20 protein-coding genes and 1 tRNA gene are annotated in these 25,155 nt (G+C 61.3%); 8 read left to right on the forward strand and 13 right to left on the reverse strand.

Features of this window, described 5'->3' with window-relative positions:
- Positions 1–35 precede the first annotated feature (35 nt).
- Both VIL88_RS04650 and VIL88_RS04655 read right to left on the reverse strand, forming a co-directional pair.
- Entirely contained in the window at positions 36–2,066 is a 2,031-nt protein-coding gene (locus tag VIL88_RS04650; RefSeq protein WP_331986493.1) for a response regulator, read from the reverse strand.
- Positions 2,063–7,744: a HAMP domain-containing protein gene (locus tag VIL88_RS04655; RefSeq protein ID WP_331986497.1), complete on the reverse strand. Its 5,682-nt coding sequence runs from the start codon at positions 7,742–7,744 to the stop codon at positions 2,063–2,065. Before VIL88_RS04655 ends, VIL88_RS04650 begins: the two co-directional genes overlap by 4 nt.
- 154 nt (positions 7,745–7,898) lie before the next feature.
- Between VIL88_RS04655 and VIL88_RS04660 the strand changes: the two genes are divergently transcribed.
- From VIL88_RS04660 to VIL88_RS04670, 3 genes are read left to right on the forward strand one after another with little or no spacing between them, the layout of a single operon-like run.
- A complete protein-coding gene (locus VIL88_RS04660) occupies positions 7,899–8,288 on the forward strand; it encodes a hypothetical protein (RefSeq protein ID WP_331986499.1) in 390 nt (129 codons plus the stop codon).
- Positions 8,285–8,554, forward strand: a complete 270-nt coding sequence (locus tag VIL88_RS04665; protein WP_331986501.1) for a DUF5985 family protein — start codon at positions 8,285–8,287, stop codon at positions 8,552–8,554. Before VIL88_RS04660 ends, VIL88_RS04665 begins: the two co-directional genes overlap by 4 nt.
- Before the next feature lie 3 nt (positions 8,555–8,557).
- Positions 8,558–8,809 carry a DUF5985 family protein gene (locus VIL88_RS04670; protein ID WP_331986503.1) on the forward strand — a complete coding sequence of 84 codons (252 nt, stop codon included), beginning with the start codon at positions 8,558–8,560 and terminating at the stop codon, positions 8,807–8,809.
- A 55-nt stretch (positions 8,810–8,864) separates the two neighbouring features.
- On the opposite strand, the gene VIL88_RS04675 is transcribed toward VIL88_RS04670, so the two are convergent.
- A tRNA-Thr gene (locus VIL88_RS04675) sits at positions 8,865–8,940 on the reverse strand.
- Between the two features lie 305 nt (positions 8,941–9,245).
- Between VIL88_RS04675 and cysD the strand changes: the two genes are divergently transcribed.
- Both cysD and cysN read left to right on the forward strand, forming a co-directional pair.
- Positions 9,246–10,154, forward strand: a complete 909-nt coding sequence (gene cysD / locus VIL88_RS04680) for a sulfate adenylyltransferase subunit CysD (RefSeq protein WP_331986505.1) — start codon at positions 9,246–9,248, stop codon at positions 10,152–10,154.
- The gene (cysN, locus tag VIL88_RS04685; RefSeq protein WP_331986507.1) at positions 10,154–12,049 is read left to right on the forward strand and encodes a sulfate adenylyltransferase subunit CysN; all 1,896 of its coding nucleotides are present in this window, start codon (positions 10,154–10,156) and stop codon (positions 12,047–12,049) included. The genes cysD and cysN overlap by 1 nt, the downstream gene beginning before the upstream one ends.
- Before the next feature lie 60 nt (positions 12,050–12,109).
- On the opposite strand, the gene VIL88_RS04690 is transcribed toward cysN, so the two are convergent.
- Positions 12,110–13,537: a mannose-1-phosphate guanylyltransferase/mannose-6-phosphate isomerase gene (locus VIL88_RS04690; RefSeq protein WP_331986509.1), complete on the reverse strand. Its 1,428-nt coding sequence runs from the start codon at positions 13,535–13,537 to the stop codon at positions 12,110–12,112.
- Between the two features lie 202 nt (positions 13,538–13,739).
- Here VIL88_RS04690 and VIL88_RS04695 point away from each other — a divergent pair, with 202 nt between their 5' ends.
- The 3 genes from VIL88_RS04695 (at position 13,740) to VIL88_RS04705 (ending at position 16,304) form a co-directional block, all read left to right on the forward strand.
- Positions 13,740–14,867: an S-(hydroxymethyl)glutathione dehydrogenase/class III alcohol dehydrogenase gene (locus tag VIL88_RS04695; RefSeq protein WP_331986511.1), complete on the forward strand. Its 1,128-nt coding sequence runs from the start codon at positions 13,740–13,742 to the stop codon at positions 14,865–14,867.
- Positions 14,868–14,884: 17 nt separating this feature from the next.
- Entirely contained in the window at positions 14,885–15,355 is a 471-nt protein-coding gene (locus VIL88_RS04700) for a YaiI/YqxD family protein (protein ID WP_331986513.1), read from the forward strand.
- A gap of 70 nt (positions 15,356–15,425) precedes the next feature.
- The gene (locus VIL88_RS04705; protein WP_331986515.1) at positions 15,426–16,304 is read left to right on the forward strand and encodes a polysaccharide deacetylase family protein; all 879 of its coding nucleotides are present in this window, start codon (positions 15,426–15,428) and stop codon (positions 16,302–16,304) included.
- 9 nt (positions 16,305–16,313) lie between these two features.
- Here the strand turns inward: VIL88_RS04705 and VIL88_RS04710 are convergent, their stop codons facing one another.
- The 9 genes from VIL88_RS04710 to VIL88_RS04750 form a co-directional block, all read right to left on the reverse strand.
- Positions 16,314–17,912 carry an MGH1-like glycoside hydrolase domain-containing protein gene (locus VIL88_RS04710; RefSeq protein WP_331986517.1) on the reverse strand — a complete coding sequence of 533 codons (1,599 nt, stop codon included), beginning with the start codon at positions 17,910–17,912 and terminating at the stop codon, positions 16,314–16,316.
- Positions 17,913–17,920: 8 nt separating this feature from the next.
- Entirely contained in the window at positions 17,921–19,000 is a 1,080-nt protein-coding gene (locus tag VIL88_RS04715; RefSeq protein ID WP_331986519.1) for a sn-glycerol-3-phosphate ABC transporter ATP-binding protein UgpC, read from the reverse strand.
- A 9-nt stretch (positions 19,001–19,009) separates the two neighbouring features.
- On the reverse strand, positions 19,010–19,930 hold the full coding sequence (locus VIL88_RS04720; protein ID WP_414650110.1) for a carbohydrate ABC transporter permease: 921 nt from the start codon (positions 19,928–19,930) through the stop codon (positions 19,010–19,012).
- Positions 19,931–19,932: 2 nt separating this feature from the next.
- The gene (locus tag VIL88_RS04725; RefSeq protein ID WP_331986521.1) at positions 19,933–20,826 is read right to left on the reverse strand and encodes a sugar ABC transporter permease; all 894 of its coding nucleotides are present in this window, start codon (positions 20,824–20,826) and stop codon (positions 19,933–19,935) included.
- Positions 20,827–20,942: 116 nt separating this feature from the next.
- The gene (locus VIL88_RS04730) at positions 20,943–22,244 is read right to left on the reverse strand and encodes an ABC transporter substrate-binding protein (RefSeq protein ID WP_331986523.1); all 1,302 of its coding nucleotides are present in this window, start codon (positions 22,242–22,244) and stop codon (positions 20,943–20,945) included.
- 123 nt (positions 22,245–22,367) lie between these two features.
- Positions 22,368–23,228, reverse strand: coding sequence for a phytanoyl-CoA dioxygenase family protein (locus VIL88_RS04735; protein ID WP_331986525.1), 861 nt, complete (start codon positions 23,226–23,228; stop codon positions 22,368–22,370).
- Between the two features lie 411 nt (positions 23,229–23,639).
- Complete coding sequence (locus VIL88_RS04740; RefSeq protein WP_331986527.1) at positions 23,640–24,032, reverse strand: hypothetical protein; 393 nt, start codon at positions 24,030–24,032, stop codon at positions 23,640–23,642.
- Entirely contained in the window at positions 24,029–24,784 is a 756-nt protein-coding gene (rlmB, locus tag VIL88_RS04745; RefSeq protein ID WP_331986529.1) for a 23S rRNA (guanosine(2251)-2'-O)-methyltransferase RlmB, read from the reverse strand. The genes VIL88_RS04740 and rlmB overlap by 4 nt, the downstream gene beginning before the upstream one ends.
- A gap of 68 nt (positions 24,785–24,852) precedes the next feature.
- The gene (locus VIL88_RS04750) at positions 24,853–25,116 is read right to left on the reverse strand and encodes a hypothetical protein (protein WP_331986531.1); all 264 of its coding nucleotides are present in this window, start codon (positions 25,114–25,116) and stop codon (positions 24,853–24,855) included.
- Between the last annotated feature and the right edge of the window lie 39 nt (positions 25,117–25,155).

Genomic DNA, 25,155 nt, shown 5'->3' on the forward strand with positions numbered 1-25,155 from the left:
CCCGGCTGACGCTTGGATGGACGCTGGCGATAGGATTAGCTGGACTGCAGAACGGTTCGGAGCGCCTGAAGCAGCGCAGTTCGCGTGAAGGGCTTGGTCAGGAGAGGAACGTCCCCGGGGCGTTTGGCGATGTCCTCAACATCGGCAAAGCCACTGATGATCACGGCTGGCCACTCGGCCCGCATGGAGCGCGCGGTGGTGATGAGATCCAATCCGGACATGCTGGGCATGGCGTAATCAGTGACGATGACGTCGAAACGGGTTTCGCTGCTGCTGATGATCTCCAAAGCCTCGACGCCACTAGCCGCGCAGGTCACCTGATAGCCGGCGTCGGACAGGTGCATGCGCGTGAGGTCGCGCAGGCCCACCGCATCGTCGACCAGGAGCACGGTCTGCCCGGACGCCACCAGCGGCTCGGCCTCGCCACCCAGGGAAGGTGCGTCCTCTTCGGCGTCACTCCTCGACCGGGGCAGCCAGACTTCCACGACGGTGCCCGATCCCAGTTCGCTGTGAACGCGAAGGCTGCCGCCTGACTGCTGGGCAAAGCCCAGGACGGAGCTCAGGCCCAGGCCGGTGCCCTTGCCAGGATCCTTGGTGGTGAAGAAGGGCTCGAGGACGCGCTGCAGTAGGTCGGGCGGAATGCCGGCACCGGTATCGGCCACGGACAGCAGTACATAGTCGCCCTGAGCCAGTTCGCCCTGCTTTTCGGCTAGGTGCCGATTGCTTCCCGAGACCGTGACGGTGCCACCGTTGGGCATGGCGTCGCGGGCGTTGATCACGAGGTTCATCAGTGCCAGCTCGAGTTCGCCACTGTCCACAAAGGCTGGCCAAAGGTCTTCGTCCAATTCCCACTTGAGGGTGACCAAGCCACCAAGAACGGGTCCGAGCATGCCGTCGAGGGCGCGGGCGGCGTCCGCGACCCGAACAACTTCGGGTTGCAGGTGCTGGCGCCGGGAAAAGGTCAGCATGCGGTTGACGAGATGCGTGCCTTGCTGAGCGGCGTGGCGCATCATGCCCAGGACCTTTTGCCCGCGCTCGTCGAGGTCGCTCCGCCGTTCAAGGAGCCCGACGCCACTCAAGATCGACGCGAGAAGATTGTTGAAGTCGTGCGCGATGCCACCGGTCAGTTTTCCAATGGCGTCCAGCTTTTGCGACTGGAGCAACTGATCCTGAAGACGGCGCTGTTCGGTGATGTCGCGCAGGGTGCCGACCCAGGTTCCTTGGCGTCCCGACACCGGCACCCGCTGATCGACGAATACTCGATAGGCGCCGTCGCGATGCTGCCAGCGATATTCACCCGCTGCGACATCGGCAGACGCCAGCCACGCAGCCTGATCATCAGCGTGGATGCGATCTCGCCAAACTTCCGGACTGGCTTCGAATGCTTCGGCCGAAAAGCCGGTCAGACTTTCGACGTCGCCAGCGATGAAGACGGGCGTGTTGCTGCCGGTGGTGATCTGGAACACGGCCAGGGGCAGGGAGCGCAACAGGAGTGCCTGCCGTTCTTCCGCCTCGCGGAGCGCCTGGTCGATCTTGAAACGCTCGGCCTGGGCCTTGAGCGTCTCCTGCAGCAGCGCCTGCTCGCGCCGGGCGTTACGCTCAATCTCCCGGGTCTTTTCGTAAAGACTGACGAAGACCGAAACCTTGGAGCGCAGTATGACCGGGTCGACCGGCTTGAACACGAAGTCGACGGCGCCGCTGTCATACCCGCGCATCAGGTGGGCGTCTTCCTTGTTGATGGCAGTTAGGAAGATGATCGGTGTGTCGTGCGACTGCTCGCGCATCCGCACCAGCTTGGCCGTCTCGTAACCGTCCAGCCCTGGCATCAGGACGTCCAGCAGGATAACCGCGAATTGCCCCTTGAGGAGGTGCCGAAGGGCCTCGGCGCCGGAGTCGGCGGTGACGATCTCCGCTACGTCTTCAAGGACCTCGCTCAAGGCAAGAAGGTTGCGCTGGTCATCGTCGACTAGGAGAACACGCGGGCGGGCAGTCATATGCGGCTCCTCCGCCCCCGATGTGGGTTCCGGCACGATCGCTACGGCAGCATCGGCTAAGGAAAGGCTCATGCGCCGTTCGCAATCATGCTCGACCCAGCGCGGGTTTGCGACCGCCCGATCCAGACGCGCAGCAGTGCGAGCAGGAGATCTAAGTCCACCGGTTTAGCGATGTAGTCCGACGCGCCGGCATCAAGGCATTTCTGGCGGTCACCCTTCATCGCCTTGGCGGTGACGGCAATCAGCGGAATATGAGCCAGGGCAGGGCGGTTGCGGATTTCGCCCATGGTCTCATACCCGTCCATCTCCGGCATCATGATGTCCACGAGGGCGATATCAACGTCGGTGTTGCGCTCCAGGATTTCGATGCCTTCGCGACCGCCTTCGGCATGCAGAACTTCAATGCCGCAGGTTTCCAGCAAGCTGGTCAGCGAATAGATGTTGCGGATATCGTCGTCGACGATCAGCACCTTGGTACCGGCGAGGTCCTGTACACCGATCTGCTCCTGTCCATCCGGGCTGGCATCGAGCGGCCGCTCCAGCAACTGGACCAGCTGGTTGATATTGCCCGCACGGGAGAGGTTTCGAAGAGCAGGTGGCTCCGTTTCGGCAGGCAGGTTCTCAGTACCAAATAGAATAGTGGCGGCAAGCACCGTCTCGTCCTGATGGGCAAGATTGGCCAGTGCCGTCTTGTCATCTTCTGCAGAGCGACCGAGCGAGAAGACGATGTGGTTGTATTGGTGCAGGGCCGCCTCGTCGGTATTCGCAGGCAGGAAGTCAACAACTGTGACGGAGGTCACTCCGTCTCGGATTGCTTCGGTGGTCGCAGTTCTGCGATCGGTGTCGTTATCGACCACGAGAACGCTGCGTTGCCGGCGGCCGGGGTCATCAACGATGGAGGCAAAGACCTGGGTCAACTCCTCCTGTTCGACAGGCTTCAGCATGACGGTGGCTGCACCCTTGTCCGATAGACCCGCAGCGTCTTCGGCGCCTGAGATCACGTGGATGGGGATCGAAGCGGTCTTGGGATCGTGACGGAGAAGGTCGAACAGGACCCAGCCATCGATGTCGGCGAGGCCAAGGTCGAGTGTCACGGCGTCGGGCATGATCTTGCGCGTGAGCGCCAGGGTGCCGGAACCCGCTGTTGACAAGACGGCCTTTAGACCAGCCGCCCGAGCGACGTTGAGCAAGACGCGGCCGAAGGTGGGATCGTCTTCGACGATCAGGATGACCTTGTCGCCAGGTTCGAGATTGTTACGGTCGTCGGCGTCGATTGCTTCGCTGGTGGAGTGAGCACCGGGAGCGCCTAATTCAGCCAGGGTGGTTTCGTTTTGCTGCAGGCCGAGGCTTTGCGGGCCGTCGAGCGGTACGACGAGTGTGAAGGTCGAGCCCTTGCCGGGGATGCTCTGCACACGCAATTCGCCGCCAAGGAGATTGGCGATCTCGCGGCTGATCGAGAGACCAAGGCCCGTACCGCCATACTTGCGGCTGGTGGTGCCGTCAGCCTGCTGGAAGGCCTCGAAGATCAGCTTCTGCTTGTCTTCGGGAATGCCGATGCCGGTATCGCTGACGGCTACAGCCAGCATACGGGGTGCTGTACGTCCGCGCCGTTTGGCTGCTGCCTCCTCCAGCCCAAAGCGCAGCTTGACCTCGCCCTGTGCGGTGAACTTGAAGGCGTTGGAGAGGAGGTTGAGCACCACCTGCTGCAGACGCTTTTCGTCCGTCCGCATGGTCTCGGGCAGGTCCGGGTCGATCTCGATTGTAAACGAGAGCCCCTTGTCACTGGCAAGCTGCCGGAACGTGCGCTCCATGTGCTGGCGCAGCTGGCTGAGCTTGAGGTCGCCAAGGTCGATTGAAACGGTGCCCGACTCGATCTTGGACAGGTCGAGAATGTCGTTGATGAGGTTGAGCAAGTCAGTGCCGGCGGCGTTGATGGTGCGCGCGAACTCGACCTGCTTGTCATTGAGGTTGCCCTGCTGGTTGGAGGCCAGGAGCTTCGAAAGGATCAGCAGCGAATTGAGCGGCGTGCGCAATTCGTGCGACATGTTGGCTAGGAATTCGGACTTGTACTTGGAAGTGAGGGCCAGCTGTTCGGCCTTCTCCTCAAGCGCGCGGCGCGCCATTTCGATCTCGAGATTTTTGTTCTCGACCTGGCGCTTTTCGTTTTCCAGAAGCTGCGCCTTTTCCTGCAGCTCCTCATTGGTGGCGTGCAGCTCTTCCTGCTTCTTGGTCAGTTCCGACTGGCGTGCCTGCAGCTCTGCAGTCAGCAGCTGGGACTGCTTGAGCAGGCCCTCGGTGCGCATGGTCGCGGCGATCGTGTTGAGCACGATGCCGACTGACTCCATCAGCTGGTTGAGGAAGGACTGGTGGGTGTCATTGAACTCGCCAAAGGAGGCGAGTTCGATCACTGCCTTAACTTCTTCTTCAAACAGCGCCGGCAGGATGATCACGTTGGCAGGGTCGGCAGCGCCAAGGCCAGAGCTGATCTTGAGGAAATTAGGCGGCACCTCATCGAGCATGATCACGCGCTTGTCTGCGGCGCTCTGTCCGATCAGGCCCTCGCGCAGTGCGAGCTGGCTTTTGATCGCTGTGCTGTTTTCTGCCCCATAGCTGGCAGCAAGCTCGAGCCGGGTCTCTGAATCCTCACGGTTGGTCACGTAGAACACGCCATACTGAGCGTTCACCAGAGGAGCGAGCTCGCTCATGATCAGGCGCGACACCGTAGAGAGGTCGCGTTCGCCCTGCAGCATGCGCGAGAAGCGCGCCAGGTTGGTCTTGAGCCAGTCCTGCTCGGCGTTCTTGAGGGTCTGATCCTTGAGGTTGCGGATCATCTCGTTGATGTTGTCCTTGAGCGCCGCCACTTCACCGGAGGCTTCCACAGAGATCGAGCGGGTCAGGTCGCCCTTGGTCACGGCGGTGGACACTTCGGCAATGGCGCGCACCTGGGTGGTCAGATTTGCCGCTAGCTGGTTCACGTTGTCGGTCAGGTCGCGCCACAGGCCGGCAGCACCGGGCACGCGGGCCTGGCCGCCGAGCTTACCCTCGATACCCACTTCGCGGGCCACGTTGGTCACCTGGTCGGCAAAGGTCGCCAGCGTCTCGATCATGCCGTTGATGGTTTCGGCGAGCGCGGCGATTTCGCCCTTGGCATCCACCGCGAGCTTCCGCTTGAGGTTACCCTGCGCCACCGCGGTCACCACCTCGGCGATGCCGCGCACCTGGTTGGTGAGGTTGGTGGCCATGAGGTTCACGTTGTCCGTGAGGTCCTTCCACGTGCCGGCGACACCTTCCACGCGCGCCTGGCCGCCCAGCTTGCCTTCCGTGCCCACTTCGCGCGCCACGCGCGTCACTTCGCCGGCGAAGGAATTGAGCTGGTCCACCATGGTGTTGATGGTGGATTTCAGCTCAAGGATTTCCCCCTTCACGTCCACGGTGATCTTTTTAGACAAGTCGCCGGATGCCACGGCCGTGGTCACTTCGGCGATGTTACGAACCTGGCCCGTTAGGTTCTGCGCCATGGAGTTCACATTGTCGGTCAAATCCTTCCAGGTGCCGCCCACGCCCTTCACCTGCGCCTGGCCGCCCAGCTTGCCCTCGGTGCCCACTTCGCGGGCCACGCGCGTCACTTCGGATGCGAAGGAGTTGAGCTGGTCCACCATGGTGTTGATGGTGTCCTTGAGCTCGAGGATTTCGCCGCGCACCGCCACGGTGATCTTTTTGGACAAGTCGCCCGAGGCCACGGCGGTGGTCACCTCGGCGATATTGCGCACCTGACCGGTGAGGTTTGCGGCCATGGCGTTCACATTGTCGGTCAGGTCCTTCCAGGTACCCGCGACGCCGCGCACTTGTGCCTGGCCACCGAGCTTGCCGTCCGTGCCCACTTCGCGGGCGACGCGCGTCACCTCGGAGGCGAAGGAGTTGAGCTGGTCCACCATGGTGTTGATGGTGTTCTTGAGCTCGAGGATTTCGCCCTTCACGTCCACGGTGATCTTTTTCGACAAGTCGCCCGAGGCCACCGCGGTGGTCACTTCGGCGATGTTGCGCACCTGACCGGTCAGGTTCTGCGCCATCGAGTTCACATTGTCGGTCAGGTCCTTCCAGGTACCGGCGACGCCTTCCACATGCGCCTGGCCGCCGAGCTTGCCCTCGGTACCCACTTCGCGCGCCACGCGCGTCACTTCGCCAGCGAAGGAGTTGAGCTGGTCCACCATGGTGTTGATGGTGTCTTTGAGCTCAAGGATTTCACCCTTCACGTCCACGGTGATCTTCTTGGACAGGTCGCCGCGCGCCACGGCGGTGGTCACCTCGGCGATGTTTCGCACCTGGCCGGTGAGGTTCGCGGCCATCAGGTTCACGTTGTCGGTGAGGTCTTTCCAGGTGCCGCCGACGCCCTTCACGTCGGCCTGGCCGCCCAGCTTGCCCTCGGTGCCCACTTCGCGCGCCACGCGTGTCACTTCGCCAGCGAATGAATTGAGCTGGTCCACCATGGTGTTGATGGTGGACTTGAGTTCGAGGATTTCGCCCTTCACGTCCACGGTGATCTTTTTGCTCAAGTCACCCGAGGCCACGGCGGTGGTCACTTCGGCGATGTTGCGCACCTGGCCGGTCAGGTTGGCCGCCATCAGGTTCACGTTGTCGGTCAGGTCCTTCCAGGTGCCGCCCACGCCGCGCACCTGCGCCTGGCCGCCGAGCTTGCCTTCGGTACCCACTTCGCGCGCCACGCGCGTCACTTCCGAGGCGAAAGAGTTGAGCTGGTCCACCATGGTGTTGATGGTGGACTTGAGCTCGAGGATTTCGCCCTTCACGTCCACGGTAATTTTCTTCGACAAGTCACCCGAAGCCACGGCGGTGGTCACTTCGGCGATGTTGCGTACCTGACCGGTAAGATTCTCGGCCATGAGGTTCACATTGTCGGTGAGATCCTTCCAGGTGCCGCCGACGCCTTCCACGCGTGCCTGGCCTCCAAGCTTGCCTTCGGTCCCCACTTCGCGCGCGACGCGGGTCACTTCGGAAGCGAAGGCGTTGAGCTGATCCACCATGGTGTTGATGGTGTTCTTGAGCTCGAGCACCTCACCCTTCACCTCCACGGTGATCTTGCGGCTGAGGTCGCCATTGGCCACGGCAGTGGTCACTTCGGCGATGTTGCGCACCTGGCTGGTCAGGTTCTGCGCCATGGAGTTCACATTGTCAGTGAGGTCCTTCCAAGTGCCGGCGACGCCCTTCACCTGTGCCTGGCCGCCCAGCTTGCCCTCCGTGCCCACTTCGCGCGCAACGCGCGTTACTTCCGAGGCAAAGCTGTTGAGCTGGTCCACCATGGTGTTCACGACCTTGCCGATACGCAGGAACTCACCGCGCAGGGGCCGTCCGTCGATCTCTTCCATCATGGACTGGCTAAGGTCGCCCTTGGCCACGGCGCCAATCACGCGCGCCACCTCGGCGGTTGGCTGCACCATGTCCTCGATCAGCTCGTTGACCGAGCGGACGCTGGCCTCCCAGCTGCCGGTGGCATTGCGCACATGGCCGCGCTCGCCGATGCGGCCGTCCTTGCCCACCACGCGGCCGAGCCTGGCGAACTCGTCGGTCAGCGCCTCGTTGAGTTCCACGATTTCGTTGAAACTCTGGGCAATTTCGAAGTCCAAGCCCTCGAAGTCACCATCCAGCCGGACCGAGAAGTCGCCGCGCCGGAACGCTCGCAGAGCATTCAGAATATGGCGGCGATCAAGCTGTTGAACGAGAGCGGAGGTGGTCACGATGAAGTCTCCTCAAAGCTTCAAGCCCGGCCTGTCTGGGGCAGAGCACGCTGTTCTAGCGCAACCCTATGCTCATGGCACCGGATTGTTCGCTTCGCCACAAAAATCCTCGGAAGGGTTGATCCGACACTTATCGGATTCTACACCCCTGCCGATGACTCGCGCTGCCCCACCAGAGCCGGACTTCGTGGAGATGGTCGAAAGCTGTCTCGACTCCGTGTGGTCGCTGGATCTGCTTCTGCTCACCCATGCCCAGCCCAAGCGCCAGTGGAACACTGCGGATCTGGTCGCCGAGCTGCGCAGCAGCGAGCTGGTTGTCACCCAGTCGGTGCGGCGCCTCCTCGAGGCTGGGCTACTGGTCGACGAGGGGGAGGGCAATGTTCGCTATGCGGCTGTTTCAGCGGACCTCGCCAGCTTCGTGGACAGACTTGATCACGAATACCGCACCCGCCCCAACCAGATCCGACGCATGATCGTGGGGCGGTCCAATGCCAAGCTCACCTCGTTCTCGGATGCCTTCCTCTTAAGGAAACCACCGCAGTGAACCAGACCGTCCAGGTTGCCATCTATGTCCTGTGTCTCGTCGCCAGCGCGGCCTGTACCTGGCTGCTTCTGAGAGGATACAGGCGATCGGGAACCCGACTGCTCTTGTGGGCTGGGATCTGCTTTTTCTTTCTGTCGCTCAATAGCACGGCCGTGTTGTTCGATCTTTTGATCTTTCCGCAATGGGACTTTCAGGCCTGGCGCCACGCTGCTTCGCTCATGGCGGTTGGTGTGCTGATGTTTGGCCTTGTGTGGGAGTCGGAGTAGACCATGTTTGCCTTCGTCTCGGGCCTCATCACCATGGGCTTCCTGGTCTCCGGCTTGTTCTTCATCCGGTTCTGGGTGCGAACCCGCGACATCCTCTTCGCGGCCTTTGCCGCCGCGTTCTGGCTCCTGGCCGCCAATCAGGCGCTCCTGGCGCTCTCGAACCTGCCGGTGGAGGAGAGGAGCTGGATGTATTTGCTGAGGCTTGCCGCCTTCATCATCATCATCGCGGCCGTGGTGCTGAAGAACCGCCGCTGACTGAAGTGCTGGGCTGCTTTGCCCGTAGAGTGATCTGAGGTGCGCCGCGCTGGAATGGTGCCGGCAGCAGGGTTCGAACCCGCGACCCCCTGATTACAAATCAGGTGCTCTACCAACTGAGCTATACCGGCGCGACGGTGCGTGTAGCATTGGCCTGCGGCGGGAGCAACCGGCTCGATGACTTTGCTGGCTCTCGATTTGCTGTGTCCGCGGGAACTATTTTTCTGTTCCTGAGCCTCCGCGGCGGATGCCCTCGCTGCGTCATTACGCTCTCGCAGATCGCTGGCGCCAGCAAACCGCAAAGGTGCAGACTTTTATCCCAAACCCCTGCGCTGCCAGGGGTTTCCGGCCGTTCCGGGGCTTGAAGCGGGGTGCTGTTCCGCTTTACCAAACCAGCAGAAGTGGCCTGTCTGATGGGCCGAGGCTGGAGGCAGGATTGACCCGGGCATTGCTGACGCATCTGCAGACGCTTGAGGCTGAGAGCATCGAAATTCTGCGCGAAGTTGCGGCCAGCTTCGAGCGGCCGGTGATGATGTATTCGATCGGCAAGGATTCGAGCGTTCTGCTGCATCTGGCGCGCAAGGCCTTCTACCCATCTCGCATCCCATTCCCGTTGCTGCATGTGAACACGACTTGGAAGTTCCGCGAGATGATCGCGTTCCGCAATGCCATGGCGGAAAAGCATGGCTTCGAGCTGATCAGCCACACCAATCCCGAGGGCGTTGCGGCAGGCATTAACCCGTTCGATCATGGTTCCTCCCGCTTTACCGACATCATGAAGACTCAGGCGCTGCGGCAGGCGCTCAATGCAGGGCGGTACGACGCGGCCATTGGCGGCGCGCGGCGCGACGAGGAAAAGTCGCGGGCCAAGGAACGGGTCTTCTCCCACCGTAACGCGAGCCACGCCTGGGACCCGAAGAACCAAAGGCCGGAGCTGTGGCGCCTGTTCAATACCCGCCTCAATCCAGGGGAGAGCATGCGCGTCTTCCCGATCAGCAACTGGACCGAGCTCGATGTATGGACCTACATCTATTCGGAAGGCATCGAGCTGCCATCGCTGTATTTTGCCAAGCCCCGTCCTGTCGTCGATCGGTCAGGCACGTTGATCATGGTGGACGATGAGCGCTTCCGGCTTGTGCCGGGCGAGACGCCGCGCCAGGAAATGGTGCGCTTCCGCACCTTGGGAGACTATCCGCTCACTGGGGCGATCCGCTCGACGGCGGCAACCTTGCCCGAGATCATCATGGAAATGCAGACCAGCCGCACATCCGAGCGTGAAGGGCGGCTGATCGACAGCGACAGTGTCGGGTCGATGGAAAAGAAGAAGCAGGAAGGGTATTTCTGATGAGCCTGCCCTTGGCGAGCCCCGATACCGATATTGCGCTCTGGCTCAACCAGCAGACTGAGAAGTCGCTGCTGCGGTTCCTGACCTGTGGCAGCGTCGACGATGGCAAGTCCACGCTGATCGGCCGGTTGCTCTATGATAGCCAGCTCATCCTCGACGATCAGTTAGCGAGCCTCAAAAAGGAGTCGCACAACCGCACTGTCGGGGACGAAGGCATCGATTTTTCCCTGCTGGTGGACGGCCTGACTGCAGAGCGCGAGCAGGGCATCACCATTGACGTGGCCTACCGCTTCTTTTCCACCGACAAGCGCAAGTTCATCGTCGCAGATACGCCCGGTCACGAGCAGTATACCCGCAACATGGCGACGGGCGCGTCCAATGCGGATCTGGCGCTGGTGCTGATCGACGCCCGCAAGGGCGTGCTGACGCAGACGCGCCGACACAGTTTCATCCTGTCGCTGATCGGCGTGAAGCACGTTGTTCTCGTGGTCAACAAGATCGACCTGGTCGACTACGACCAAGCCGTCTTCGACAAGATCGTGGCCGAATATCGCGCCTTTGCGGAGCCGCTCGGGTTCAAGAGCCTGGAAGCGGTGCCGGTCTCGGCGCTGCGCGGTGACAATATCCTGACGCAAAGCACCAAGACGCTTTGGTTCAGCGGAACACCCCTGGTGCCATATCTAGAAACCATCTCCGTCGCCGAGGATCGCAGTGCGGGCAAGCTGCGGTTCCCGGTGCAGTGGGTCAATCGGCCCAACCTCGATTTCCGTGGTTTTTCCGGCACGGTTGCTTCAGGCTCGGTCGCGGTGGGCGACGAGGTGCTGATCGCATCGTCGCGCAAGCCTGCCGTGGTCACCCGGATTGTCACCATGGACGGCGACTTCACACAGGCGGTAGCGGGGCAGGCGATAACGCTGGTGCTGGACCGCGAGGTGGACATTTCCCGTGGCGACGTCCTCAGCCATCCTCGCGAGACGCCGGAATATTCGAACCAATTCCAGGCGAGGGTCGTGTGGATGAACGAGGAGGCGGCGTTTCCGGGCCGCTCCTATCTCCTCAAGCTCGGCACCCAGGTCGTGCCGGCGACCATTACCGACCTCAAGTTCCGCACCAACGTCAATACGCTCGAGCATACCGCAGCGACCAAGGTCGACCTCAACGAGGTGGCGACCGTCACCATCGCTACCGACAAGCCGATTGCATTCGATCCCTATGCTAGCAATGCGCTGACCGGCGGCTTCATCCTCATCGACCGCCTGACCAATGCCACGCTCGGGGCGGGGACCATCGAGTTTGGACTGCGCCGGGCGCAGAACCTGACCTACCAGTCTTTCGACGTGAACCGCGAGGTGCGGGCGCAGATGAAGGGGCAAAAGCCGCAGATCGTCTGGTTTACCGGCCTCTCCGGCTCGGGCAAGTCCTCCATCGCCAACATCGTCGAGAAGCGGCTTACAGCGGAGGGCAAGCACGCCTACATCCTCGACGGCGACAATGTGCGCCACGGACTCAGTAAGGATCTGGGTTTCACCGAAGCCGCACGCGTGGAAAACATCCGCCGTGTCGCCGAAGTCGCCCGTCTTATGGCCGATGCCGGGCTGATCGTGCTCGTCTCTTTCATTTCGCCCTTCGAGAACGAACGCCGTTTGGCACGGGAGATCGCTGGCGATATCGGCTTCACCGAGGTTTATGTCGATACGCCGCTGGCCGTGTGCGAGGCGCGGGACCCCAAAGGCCTCTACAAGCGCGCACGTGCGGGCGAGATCAAGAACTTTACCGGCATCGACAGTCCCTTTGAAGAACCAACGAGTGCCGATGTCGTGCTCCACGGGGCCGAGTTCACCCCTGATAACCTCGCCGAGCAGTTGTACGGCACGCTGCTCAGCCGGTTGGCCTGATCACCTCACCCCGCGACGGGTGAACGACGTTATGTCCCCGTTCAACAGTTGCCGAGCCGCCTAGGCTCGGCCGAACTCGTCCTCGATGCGGATGATGTCGTCTTCGCCCAGGTAGGACCCGGTCTGCACCTCGATCAGCTCCAGCTCGATCTTGCCGGGATTGGCCAGGCGATGGACGCAGCCCAGGGGCAGATAGATCGACTGGTTTTCGCTCAGCGTGGTGATCGTACCGTCCACCGTTACCTCGGCAGTGCCGCGCACCACGATCCAGTGCTCGGCCCGGTGGTGGTGCTTCTGCAGGCTCAGCTTCTTGCCCGGCTTGACGAAAAGGCGCTTTACCTGGAAGCGCTCTCCCGCGAGCACCGAAGAGTAGCCGCCCCATGGACGATAGGCTGTCTTGTGGATCTCGGTCAGGCCTACGGTTTCCTTGCCGGCACGGAGTGTCTTGACCATGGCCCCGACCTTTTGCGCCTCAGATAGTCGACCGACATAGACTGCATCGTTGGTGGCAATTACCGCAATGTCGTCGAGGCCGGACACTGCAACGTGCGCGTGATCGGTCACGACAAGGGAGTTGCTGACGGCATCGAGTGTAACAGAACCCTGCGTCAGGTTCTGACCCTCGTCGCGTTCCGAGTTCTTCCAGAGAGCGTCCCAGCTGCCCAGATCGGTCCAGCTGAAGTTCACCGCGACCACAGCAGCTTTCTCGGTTTTCTCGAAGATCGCATAGTCGACCGAGATGTCCGGCGCAGCGGCAAATGCGTCCTGGTCGAGTCGAATGAAGTCGAGGTCGGTCTGTGCTTGATCGATGGCGGCGCGGGCTGCGGCAAGCGTTTCCGGAGCCAGGGTCTCGCATTCGCGCAGAAAGGCGCCCGCACCCAGCATGAACATGCCGGAATTCCAGTAATAGCCGCCTTCGGCCAGCATCTGCGCGGCCCGCTCGGCATTGGGCTTTTCAACGAAGCGCTCCACCGGCTGCACGCCGGCACCGACAGTGGCCTGTGACTTGATATAACCAAAGCCCGTTTCGGCATGGGTCGGGAGAATGCCAAAGGTCACAAGTCGGCCATCGGCTGCGGCGTCTGCGGCCTGACGAACGGCTAGGCGGTAGCCCTCATCGACGCCGACCTCGTGATCAGAGGGAAGGATGTGCAGCACCACGTCTTGACCGAAGCGATCAGAAGCAAAGGCCGCCGCGGCGGCTATGGCAACGGCGGTGTTGCGTGCAACGGGTTCCAGGAGGATGCCTGCGGCAGTCTTGCCGATCTCGGCAGACTGCTCGGCGACCAGGAAGCGGTATTCCGAATTAGTGATGATGATGGCGTCGGTATAGATCGTCTCGTCACCGACACGCTCCAGCGTCAACTGGAACAGGCTCTTCTCGCCGGTCAGCGTCAGGAACTGCTTGGGGCGGGCCGCCCGAGACATGGGCCACAAACGGGAGCCCTGGCCGCCTGCAAGAATAACCGGGACGATCAGATCAGTCATGGAGAAGGGCCTTTTGTTCTTGGTTGGAGCCGCGCCGGCCACTTCGATACTATGGCATTCCAAACAATGTCGAGCACCGTCAGCGTTGTCGCATCGGGGAGCTCATCCACCTCCTGAGCTTCGCTCGCACCTACCAGGACAGGTTGCTGCTGGACGCCGGGCATGGCAAAGCTGGCCCAACGCAGCACAGGAGAATCCCGCCATGAAAACTCGCGCAGCCGTTGCCTTCCAGGCCGGAAAGCCGCTGGAGATCGTCGAGGTCGATCTCGAAGGTCCGAAGGCGGGCGAAGTGATGGTGGAGATCAAGGCCACGGGCCTGTGCCATACCGACGATTTTACCCTGTCCGGTGCCGATCCCGAGGGCTTGTTCCCGGCGATTCTTGGTCATGAAGGGGCCGGCGTGGTGGTCGATGTCGGGCCGGGCGTGACGAGCCTCAAGAAGGGTGACCACGTCATTCCGCTCTACACGCCGGAATGCCGGGAATGCTACGCCTGCCGCTCGGGCAAGACCAATCTTTGCACGGCGATCCGCAGCACGCAGGGGCAGGGGCTGATGCCGGACGGCACCTCTCGCTTCTCCTTCGAAGGCAAGCCGATCCACCACTACATGGGCTGCTCGACCTTCTCGAATTTCACCGTGCTTCCAGAGATCGCCGTGGCCAAGATCGATGCCGCTGCGGCCTTCGACAAGGTTTGCTACGTCGGCTGCGGTGTTACCACGGGCATCGGCGCTGTCATCAACACGGCCAAAGTCGAGATCGGTGCGACCGCGGTTGTGTTTGGGCTCGGTGGCATCGGCCTCAACGTCATCCAGGGCCTGCGCCTGGCGGGTGCCGACATGATCATCGGGGTCGACATCAACAACGGCAAGAAAGAATGGGGCGAACGCTTCGGCATGACCTATTTCGTCAATCCGACAGAAATCGATGGCGACGTCGTTTCCTATATCGTCAACATGACCAAGCGGCGCGGCGACCTGATCGGTGGCGCCGACTACACATTCGACTGCACCGGCAACACCAAGGTTATGCGTCAGGCGCTCGAATGCAGCCATCGCGGCTGGGGAAAGTCGGTGGTGATCGGCGTGGCCGGAGCAGGACAGGAGATCTCGACCCGCCCGTTCCAGCTGGTGACCGGCCGCACCTGGATGGGCACGGCCTTTGGTGGTGCCAAAGGGCGCACCGATGTTCCCAAGATCGTGGACTGGTACCTTGACGGCAAGATCGAGATTGATCCGATGATCACGCATACGCTGCGCCTCGAAGATATCAACAAGGGCTTCGACATGATGCATGCAGGCGAAAGCATCCGCAGCGTGGTGGTGTACTAGCGTCTGCGCCGCGGCCCGTGCCCAATCCCACCATCTTTGTCGACGCCGATGCCTGTCCGGTGAAAGAAGAGGCAAGGCGCGTAGCCGAGCGGCTCGGTCTGGTCATCACCTTTGTCAGCAATGGCGGGGTGAGGCCGTCGCGCGATCCGATGGTGCGGGTCGTGGTGGTGCCGCAGGGGTCGGATGCCGCCGACAACTGGATCGTGGAGCAGGCGCAGGCCAACGACATCGTCTTGACCGCCGATATTCCGTTGGCCAGCCGAGCGATCGACAAGGGCTGTCACGTGCTGGGCTTTACCGGCAAGCCGTTCACGCCAAGCTCGATCGGCATGGCACTAGCCATGCGCGATCTCAAGCAGCATCTGCGCGAAACAGGCGAGATCAAGGGCTTTAATCCGGGTTTCCGGCCGGCGGACAGATCGGCGTTTTTGAGCGCGCTCGACACTCTCGGGCGCAAGGCAAAGGCGGTCGCGGTAAGTAATCCTTAAGTTCTCGCGAGGGGATTATTAACCATAATCGCGAAAAGTGTGCCCGTTCCAAGTTGTTCGGGTGCGAGCGGTGTCTCTGTCGCGTTTTGGTCTGTCCATGCTGCTTGCCGGCCTGCTCCTGGCAGGGTGTGCCAAGCCGCCCAGCGAGTTTCCGAGCTTCAGCGGAACGGCCGACCACGCTGCCGTGACCGGCAGCATCCTGCCGGCCTCCAGGACGTTGGCGCAGCAGCCGATGCCGGAGCGGATCTTTGCCCCCGGCAATATTGGCGGACGTACACTTGCGGTCTCGACCACTACCGACATCATCCTACGCCCACGCGAAGTGGTGCTGACCTTTGACGACGGTCCGCGTTCGGGCAAGACGGAAAAGATCCTTGCGACGCTCGACGACTTTGGCGCAAGGGCGACATTCCTGATGCTTGGTTCGGCGGCCCAGGCCAATCCACGGCTGGCGCAGCGGGTCGCTGCCGCGGGCCACACTGTGGGCAGCCACACGTTCAGCCATGTCGATCTCAGTACGATGAGCAGCCAGGCGGCGCTCGACGAAATCGCGCAGGGTGAGCGGGCAGTGCAGGTCGCGCTGGCCAGTGGAGGGCAGACGCTCTCGCCGTTCTTCCGCTTTCCCTATCTGTCTCAAACAGGGTTCCTGCGCACCAACCTGCTGCAGGGCAACATGGTCGTGCTTGATGTCGATATTGACAGCAAGGACTACTACAAAGACGCGCCCGCCGAGATCGTCGAACGCACCCTCGCGCGGCTGGAAGCGCGGGGCAGCGGCGTAATCCTCTTCCACGACATTCATCAGCGTACGGTCGACCTGCTGCCGCTGTTCCTGGCGGAGCTCAAGGAGCGCAACTATTCTGTGGTTCGCCTGGTACCCAGGGATACGAGCCCCTTTGGCCGCGACCTGATCACGGCGGAGGCGCCGGAGCTGAGAAAGGGTCTTTGATCCTTCCCTTCAGCTGCCGTAGGTCGGGAAGACAAGCTTTGGTGCGCTGCTAGGGATCAGGGAGCCGTCAGCGAAGCTCTGAACCTCGTTGGGACCAACGGATAGCTCGTAGCGGCCGGACGGGGTCTGCAACGTGCCGGTTGCGGTTCGGCTCACCAGGCCAGTAACCGCCGTCGGGGTACCCAGCCGGTCCGTAGTGACTCGCACTCCATAGGGGAAACGAATGTGCTCCTGGCCATCCCTCAGGATCGTAACATTGCTGCCGTCGTTCAGGAGCTCGAAGTTCAGGCCATCAATCTCCCGGCTATAGGCGGTTTGGTGGCGCACATCCTTGTGGATTACCTCCTCCGGAACCAAGCCGGTGAACCACAAGGTTCCGTCAGGACGCGGAAGGATCCCCGAGCGGCGCTCCATGAAATCAAGAAGGCAGAGGATGGAAGGGGAGTAGCTCTCGGTATAGCCGGGCGCGCCCGTGAAGGGACTGAGCGTCTGGGGAAATGTCTCCATGTCGAAAAGGGCGGCGAGGATCGGCTTTTGCGCCCAGCTGAGCTCCACATGATGTCCATGATGCTCGAAGGCGTGAGCGGCACGGATGATGGAGAGGAAGTTCGAGGGCCCTGACCAGGAATTCTGCCCGAAATTCGGGTCGAAACGAGGGTCATCCAGCGCAATCGAGGTAAAGGGGTACTTGCTGAAGAACTTTCGCGTGTTGAGCAAATACCGTTCGAGCGCCTGGGCAAAAAACGCGCCGTCTCCGATCTCACAAGCAAGGACCCGAAGCAGAACATCCGATTGGACCCGCACGAGCTGGCCGTTGCGGTCGCGGTCATAGAAGAAGAAATCTTTCGCATCGAAGCACTGCTCGAACAGCGCTCTGACGCTTGCTTCTGCCTTTTGGCGCCAGGGTTCAAATGGCTCACCCAACTCTTCGGCAATTTGAGCGAGATGGAATCGCTGGCAAGCGACGTTGGCGGTCAGGTCAGGCGCAATAAAGGGCAGGATCGGGTTGTCAGGGTGGACCGTACGTGCGTCGTTGTTGAAGGGGCTATCCGGGACATGCCAGAAGCGAGCTGATAGGTCGTGACCGGTGTCGTAGGTGCAAAAGGCTTCCACGCCGCTAGTGCCGCGGGTGTTCCGGAACCGTACCAGCCAATCATCGTAGCGGGACATAGCCGCGTACATCTTGCCCAGGAAGGCACGGTCTCGCCCATTGAGCCGGTAGTGATGCCAGACGCATCGGGCGAGGGGGCTGACCAGCTGGACTTGCGCAAAGGCCGCTCCAGCGGCCGTGATCTTGTAGGGGATCAACCCGTCTTCGCGTTGAAAATCGGCGAAGGCCGAATAGGTCGTTGTCGCGATATGAGGGAGGAAACGCGCCAGCAGTTCCGTGTTGATGGTGCCGGTACTTTCCAACCAGCAGCCGTGATAGACGCCGCCCTCGTGAAGAAGAGGCGCTGTCACCTCAGTAGGCTTTATGCAGTCAAATAACTCACGCACTGCCTTGTCGTAGCGCGCCTCGATACGTTCGGATGTGCAGGCGAAAGCCGTACCCGACGCACGCCACTGCTCTACGACCGGGAGGGTGCGCCGCTGGCGCAAACGAGCCAAGAGGTCTATCATTTCGTGGAGGAGCCCGACCGCACAAGCGACTGACCATTTACATCGAAATAGTGTGCGTCCATGGCATTCAGCGAAACGCTGAGCTGGTCACCATGCTGATAGGTGGCCTTGCCCGGCGCCTTGACCAGCACGGTTTGCCCGTCAGCGAGCCGCAGATAGACGAAGACCTCGCTGCCTAGATATTCCAAAAATGACACCGTGCCGGTTGCTGCTAGGTCTCCCCCCTGTTCGAGTGCAAGCTGCTCAGGGCGCAGGCCGATGGTCGTCTCGCCCGCTGCGTCGACTCCCGGTGGCAGTTGAAGCCGGCCGAAACCAGGTATCTCCGCATGTCCGTCCGTTGCATGCGCTTGCAGCAGGTTCATCTTCGGTGAGCCGATGAAGCTGGCCACGAACAGGTTGCGCGGAAAGTTGTAGAGCTCGAAGGGCGTGCCGACCTGCTCCACGTTGCCCTTATTTATAACAGCGATGCGGCTTGCCATCGTCATCGCCTCGATCTGATCGTGGGTGACGTAGATCATCGTGGTGCCGAGGCGCTGGTAGAGGCCGGCGAGTTCCACCCGCATCTGCACGCGAAGCTCGGCATCGAGATTGCTGAGCGGCTCGTCGAAGAGGAAGAGTTGCGGCTCCCGAACAATGGCGCGGCCAATGGCGACGCGTTGCTTCTGTCCGCCGGACAGCTGACGCGGCTTGCGCTCCAGCAATTCTTCGATCTGGAGGATCTTGGCCGCCTCCGCCACCCGCCGGGCGATCTCGTCGCGCGGCATGCGCAGGTTTCCAAGGCCGAAAGCAAGGTTCTTGCGCACGCTCATGTGCGGATAAAGCGCGTAGCTCTGGAAGACCATGGAGAGGTTTCGCTGCGACGCAGACAGGTCGTTGACGATGCGCTCGCCGATCGCGATCGTCCCGTCGGTGATCTCCTCAAGTCCGGCGATCATCCGCAACAGCGTGGACTTGCCGCAACCGGATGGCCCAACGAGAACCAGGAATTCGCCCGACTGAATTTCGAGGTCAATGCCATGGATGACCTCGAAACCTGAATAGGCCTTGCGAACTTCGCTGAGAGTGACTGACGCCATGGCAGTTCCTTACTTGAGCCCGCTCATTGCGATGCCGCGGATGATGAGCCGCTGGAAGATGATGAAGAACAGAAAGATCGGCAGGATCGACAAGATGGACATGGCAAACATGGGCCCGTATTGCGACGCTCCGTCCTGGCTCAGGAACATGCGCAGGGCGAGCGGCACCGTGTAGTCCTCCACATTGTTGAGGTAGACGAGGGGGCCAAGAAAATCCTGCCAGGTCCAGATGAAGCTGAAAATCGCGGCTGTCGCCATGGCCGGCACGCTTAGCGGCATGATGATGGCCCAGTAGATCTTGAATGACGAACAGCCGTCGATCATCGCGGCCTCGTCGAGCTCGCGCGGAAGCTGGCGGAAGAACTGGATCATGAGAAAGATGAAGAAGGCGTCGCCGGCAAGGAATTGCGGGACGATCAGAGGCAGGTAGGTGTTCACCCAGCCAAGTTTGAGGAACAGCAGATACTGCGGGATGAGGACCACGTGATAGGGGATCATCAGGGTCATCATCATGAGCGCGAACCAGATGGTCTTGCCCGAAAATTCCAGCCGCGCGAATGCATAGGCGGCAAAGGAGCACGAGACGACGTTGCCGATTACGGACAGCACTGTGACAAGCGTCGAATTCCAGAAGAAGCGCCCGAAGTCCACTGAAAGGGCATTCCAACCGTCCCAGTAGTTGAGCCAATCAAAGGTTGATGGCCAGAGCGCCAGCGAGCCGAAGATCTGGTTGTCGGGCTTGAACGATGCGGAGAGCATCCAGATCAGGGGATAGACCATGACGAGCGAGGTCAGGGCCAGGAACACATGCTTGAGGACTGCAGAGCGGCGGGCGCGGCGCGCCTTTGCCTCCCGATAAGCATGTGCGGCGGCTGCCGTACTTGGCCGCGGCGCGGCAGCGATCGTGCTGCTGATCGGTGTTTCCGTCATGATCAACCCCGCTCGTTTTCGTAATGGACCCAATACTTGCTGGTCCAGAAGGCGATGGCGGTGAAGGCGGCGATAATAATGAGCAGGATCCATGCAAGGGCGGAGGCATAGCCCATGCGAAGGAAGCTGAAGGCCTCTTCATAGAGATAGACGGTGAAGAAGAGCAGCGAGTCCAGGGGTGCACCGCTGCCGCCGGAGATAATGAAGGCTCCCGAAAAGCTCTTGAAGGCTTCGATCATCTGCAGCACGAGGTTGAAGAAGATGACGGGGGCCAGCAGGGGAACGGTGATGGCGACAAACTTGCGGACCGGCCCGGCCGCGTCGATCTCTGCCGCTTCGTAGAGTTCCTGCGGAATGGCACGGAGTCCTGCCAGGAAAATGAGCATGGGCGAGCCGAACTGCCAGACGGCAAGAACGATCAGGGTCCACAGCGAATAGCGCGGGTCGGCAAGCCAGTAGGGGCCTTCGCCACCGAACAGGCGCAGGATGGAATTGACGACGCCGTCATAGTTGAAAAGCTGACGCCAAAGTATCGCTACGGCAATTGAGCCGCCCAGGATCGACGGCAGATAGAAGAGCGCGCGGTACCAACCAATGGCGCGGATGCCTTTGTCCAGCGCCATGGCAACAGCCAAGGCGAAAACAAGCTTCGCCGGCACGGAGATGGCTACGAACGTGAATGTAACTTCGAGAGCCTTTTTGAAGCGATCATCGAACTGGAACATGTAGAAGTAGTTGTCGAGCCCGATCCACTGCGGGGGACGGACGATGTTGTACTTGGTGAAACTCAGATAGAGCGAGGCGACGATCGGGCCGATAGCCAGCAGGAAGAAGCCCACCAGCCATGGCGCAAGAAAAGCGTAACCGGCGAAGTTGCGGCGCAAGAACTTTTCCATCTTCCATCCTCTCCGATCCACGGAGCTCGTGAGGGGAGCTAAACGGGCCGGCTTATCCCAAAAACAGGGAGGTCTCCTTCGGTCCCTCGCTGCGAAGGACCGAAGAAGTCAGTTGCCTAGGCCCTGGCGAGGATGGCCTTGGCCTGGCCGAGAAAATCTGCGGCAACGTCGGGGATGGACTTGTCGCCCAGAAGGACGGACACCGCCAGGCGCTCGAACGTCTGCTCGACTTCGTTGGAACCTGAAGGGGGTGGCGGCGGCAAGGCTGCCGTCTTGCCCTGAATGCCGTCGAAGAACGCCACAGTCACCGCTTCGGCTGGCGAAAGCGTCGGCTCGAGGGCAGCGCGTACTTCGCTGTTGGATGGAACGCCGCGCTCCAGACCCAGTATGGCCGTAAGTTCAAGGTCGTTGACGAAAGCGCTCATGTAGGCGGTAGCTGCTTCAGGATCGGCACTGTCGCGCGTGAGGCACACGAACTGGGACGGCTGGATCACCGAACCTGGGATCATCTCGGGCGTGTTTGGATACATGGCTGCCCCGAGCGCATCCTCCATCAGTCCCTGTGCACCGACGAGCTGGTTGCTCCAGAGGTAGGAGGTCGCCGACTTGCCGGTGACGACCCCGAGCTGGCTAAGATCCGTCACACCTGCGAGCCCTGCCGATTCCGGGCCAGGAGGGGTGCCGCCAGCGTCGCGAATGCCTTGCCAGATGCTCCAGTATTCCTCGACGATCTCCTGGGTCACGCCATAGGTGCCGTCTTCGTTGTACATCGGTACGCCCTTCTGGGCGGTGAAGTCGGAAAAGTTCTGGTAGTCGGCAGTGTTGTCGTCGGTGCCGGGTACCCCCGTCGCTTCTTTGATGGCCACCGCTATGCGCTTGAGGTCCTCATAGGTCCAGCCATAGGGGTCGAAGTTCTCTCCGACAGCAATGCCGGTCTCCTCGTAGAGGCGCGTATTGTACATCGCCATATGAGAGTTGGCGCCGATGGAAAGTGCGTAGAACTTGCCGTCTACCGTTCCCGCGGCGATCGCCGCCTCGTCCAACTTGGAGATGTCGAGCGACTTGCCAATGTAGTCGTCGAGCGGCACCACGGCGCCGTTGGCGATGTATTCGAAGAGGACGCCGTAGCCCTGCTGGATCACGTCGGGCATGTTGCCGCCCGCGATCTGCGTCGTTAGCTTGGTGAAGTAGTCGGCAAAACCGAGAGTTTCCCCACTCACCACGACGCCAGGGTTTTTCTGGTTATAGAGATCGATCACGGCAAAGGTCCGCTTGTCGCGTTCTGGATTGCCCCACCAAAAGTGGCGGATCTGCTTGTCCTGCGCGAAGGCCTGGGGGCCCAAGGCGGTAAGCATAGCGGCGGAGCCGGCGGCGGCGCCGCTCCGCAAAATGAAAGTTCGGCGGTTCAGTATGCTCATGATGTCCTCCCGTTGAGCAATTCCTAGTGGCGGTGCTGGCGTTTTGCGCATTTCTGCACGGCCGAGATCTGCTGACTTACGTACCTCCCAGTAGGTCAGCCGATCCTTCTGTTCTCCCCTAGATTAGGCCGATGCCATTAGCGGCGGCTGGTGCGGCATTACGATCTGGCGCTGCCGCGGGGTGAGGCGCGCCAGCAACTCGGGGCTGGGCACAAAGCGATGCCGGAAATATCCCCAGCTCGGCCCATAACGGTAAACCGTCATCCGGCGCTCGCCTGGGTTCACTCGCCGAGCCGATCCATGCATGATCGCGTCGACGAACATCAGCGCGTCGCCAGCCTTGAGGTGCACCTCGATGGCGCCCTCGATACCGTCAACCGATGTCTGCTCGTCCCGCTTGTCGATGCTGACGGTCTGCGGATGGCGGAGATTGGACTTGTGGCTGCCCGGTATGACCATGGTGGCTCCGTCACCCGGCCCGATATCGTTTAGCGCCACGAGGACGTTGACCTGCCCGCAGTGGAATTTGCCTGCGTGGAAGCGGTACTGCGTGCGGATAGTGCCCACGTGGCCACCCGAATGAAGGCGTAGCGCCTGGCCGGGGCCACGGATGGTGGCGAAGCACTCGTCGATAAAGGCCGGGCCATGATGCCCGTCGAAGTTTTCCGGGTCATCACTGCCGATGAAATGAACGGCTTTGTCGAACCAGTTCGGGTGGTCGATCATCCGCTCCCAGACCGGTCCAGCCTCATACATCTGCTGGAGCATAATGCCTTCGTGTCGGGCGGGATCATTGTGGATGAAGACGTTGCCGCGGAACTCACTGCCGATGAAGCCGCTCGCCTCGTCCAGCGTCGCATTGCAGCTCGCCAATTCGTCTGGTGACAGAGCGCCAGGTATGATGATGTAGCCGTTGAGATCGAACAGGTAACGTTCCATCTCCGTCACGCCAACAGCCTGGCCGTCGCTCCAGCTCGCGTCCATCCTGCGTCCTCCCGCTGCGCCCCAGGGCTACGGTACGGCGCCATCAACGGTTCGGAACACCAACCCGCCAACCGCGACCGTACGGTTGAGATCGTCTGCGGGTCTCTCAGAAGGTCGATACAAGCAATGGCCCGTAGATGGACGGTCAGACCAATGAAGTACCGCGTAGCTCACGCTTGACCACATACCCTGGCTGAGCCTTTGGCAGGCCCATTACGTGTCTCCGGCCGTTCCTGGGGGATTGTTCCCGCTCGGATGGGCAGAGACTGGCGAAAATCTACCATACATGTCAACTGGTATTCTGCGGCCGGACCAGACACCAGCAGAAAGGCCCGAAGAAATATCACCGGTCAACTGATCCGCAGCGGGAAAGTAGGGGGCTTCTACAGCGTCTCGGCGCCAAAATCTGGATCAGTCTTCCTCGTCTTCCTCGACGTCGGTCAAATAGACTGAGATCTCGATGTCGATGCCACAGTTGGCGATGGCCGCGGCAACATGGGCCGGTAGGCGAGCGGACATGGCTTCGCCCTCTTCAGGGTAGTCGAAGGCAAGGTCCAGCACGGGCTTGCCGATCCGGCGGTCTTCCAGCATGGCCGTGATGGTTGCACCGGAGCGTTCGACCAGCTCTAGGAGCGCGCGCACCGGGTTCTTGGCCGATACGTCCACCTGAGCGTAAAAGCTTTCTTCCGCGTCTTCAGGTTCGTAGCGGGTTGTGAGTTGCTTGAGTGCCGCATCGAGGTCGTTCTGCGGCAGGGTTACGCCCGAGAGACGCAGGGCGATGGCGAAGGGTGCAAACTGGCTCATGCGGAGCGTCCGGCCGTGGCAGCGAAGAGGGCGATGGCTGCGGCATTGGATACGTTGAGCGATTTGATCGGGCCAGGCATGTCGAGCTTGACCATCTCGTCGCAGAGCTCGCGCGTGCGCTGGCGCAGGCCCTTGCCTTCGGCGCCCATGACGATGGCGAGCGGCTGGTCGCCTGATCGTGGCTTGAGCTGTTGCTCAGATTCAGAATCAAAGCCAAGAACCAACATCCCGCGCGCCTTGAGCTTTTCCAAAGCGTCGCCAAGATTGCGCACTTCGATCATGGGGACAAGGTCTAGGGCGCCAGATGCGGATTTGGCCATGACGCCGGTTTCGCGCGGCGAGTGGCGCGCGGTGGTGATCACGGCGTCGGCGCCGAAGGCACAGGCCGTGCGCAGGATCGCGCCAACATTGTGCGGATCGGTGATCTGATCGAGCACCACGACGAGCTTGAGCGGCTTGATGTCGTCGAGGCCGAAGCGGCTCACGGGATCCACTTCGAGGGCGGCACCCTGGTGAACGGCGTCTTCACCTAGCAGGCGGTCGAGCTCCTTCGGCGTGGTCTCCTTCACTGGAACCTTGCCGATTTCGCCTGTCTCCTTAAGGCGCATCAGCGCATTGGGGGTAGCCAGCAGGACCTTCTTGATCCGGTTCTTGTTATCAAGCGCAGCGCGGACGGTGTGGAGGCCGTAGAGATAAACCGGACCGGTATCCGGATCATACTTCGGCTTGGGCGGGAATTTGTTGAAGCTCATGGCGCCTTGGGTAGCGCCTTTGCGCAAAGCCAGCAAGCGATTGCCGCGTCAGCCCTTCTTCTCGATGCTCAGGGCTGACGGTGCGGCGGTCTTGGCAAGCGGTCAGCAGCAAAGCCACCCCAGGGCCGGCTGCGTGCGTGGATCAGCATGTCGACGTCGTAGCTCTTTTCCGGATGGTCCTGGGCAATGCGCGCGAGTTCGTCCTGACCGGCTTCTAGCTTGCGGTGCAGTTCGTCGCTGTCATCATTGGTGAAGCCGCCCACTGCCATGGTCCAGGCCTTGAGGAGGGCGCGGTACTGAGCCAGATAGGCTTCGTCTTCCTCACGGATCATTTCTAGTATCCTCAAGCAAACAGCGGTCCCAAGTCGGCA

This window comes from Devosia sp. (assembly GCF_036563435.1).
Taxonomy (GTDB): Bacteria; Pseudomonadota; Alphaproteobacteria; order Rhizobiales; family Devosiaceae; genus Devosia.

Excerpts from the sequence above, each read along its gene's own strand:
- VIL88_RS04650 (WP_331986493.1), bottom strand. The coding sequence starts at position 2,066 with ATGAGCCTTTCCTTAGCCGATGCTGCCGTAGCGATCGTGCCGGAACCC.
- VIL88_RS04720 (WP_414650110.1), bottom strand. The coding sequence starts at position 19,930 with ATGACGGAAACACCGATCAGCAGCACGATCGCTGCCGCGCCGCGGCCA.
- VIL88_RS04715 (WP_331986519.1), bottom strand. The coding sequence starts at position 19,000 with ATGGCGTCAGTCACTCTCAGCGAAGTTCGCAAGGCCTATTCAGGTTTC.
- cysN (WP_331986507.1), top strand. The coding sequence starts at position 10,154 with ATGAGCCTGCCCTTGGCGAGCCCCGATACCGATATTGCGCTCTGGCTC.
- VIL88_RS04660 (WP_331986499.1), top strand. The coding sequence starts at position 7,899 with ATGACTCGCGCTGCCCCACCAGAGCCGGACTTCGTGGAGATGGTCGAA.
- VIL88_RS04670 (WP_331986503.1), top strand. The coding sequence starts at position 8,558 with ATGTTTGCCTTCGTCTCGGGCCTCATCACCATGGGCTTCCTGGTCTCC.
- rlmB (WP_331986529.1), bottom strand. The coding sequence starts at position 24,784 with ATGAGCTTCAACAAATTCCCGCCCAAGCCGAAGTATGATCCGGATACC.
- VIL88_RS04750 (WP_331986531.1), bottom strand. The coding sequence starts at position 25,116 with ATGATCCGTGAGGAAGACGAAGCCTATCTGGCTCAGTACCGCGCCCTC.
- VIL88_RS04730 (WP_331986523.1), bottom strand. The coding sequence starts at position 22,244 with ATGAGCATACTGAACCGCCGAACTTTCATTTTGCGGAGCGGCGCCGCC.
- VIL88_RS04725 (WP_331986521.1), bottom strand. The coding sequence starts at position 20,826 with ATGGAAAAGTTCTTGCGCCGCAACTTCGCCGGTTACGCTTTTCTTGCG.
- VIL88_RS04690 (WP_331986509.1), bottom strand. The coding sequence starts at position 13,537 with ATGACTGATCTGATCGTCCCGGTTATTCTTGCAGGCGGCCAGGGCTCC.
- VIL88_RS04735 (WP_331986525.1), bottom strand. The coding sequence starts at position 23,228 with ATGGACGCGAGCTGGAGCGACGGCCAGGCTGTTGGCGTGACGGAGATG.
- VIL88_RS04740 (WP_331986527.1), bottom strand. The coding sequence starts at position 24,032 with ATGAGCCAGTTTGCACCCTTCGCCATCGCCCTGCGTCTCTCGGGCGTA.
- VIL88_RS04695 (WP_331986511.1), top strand. The coding sequence starts at position 13,740 with ATGAAAACTCGCGCAGCCGTTGCCTTCCAGGCCGGAAAGCCGCTGGAG.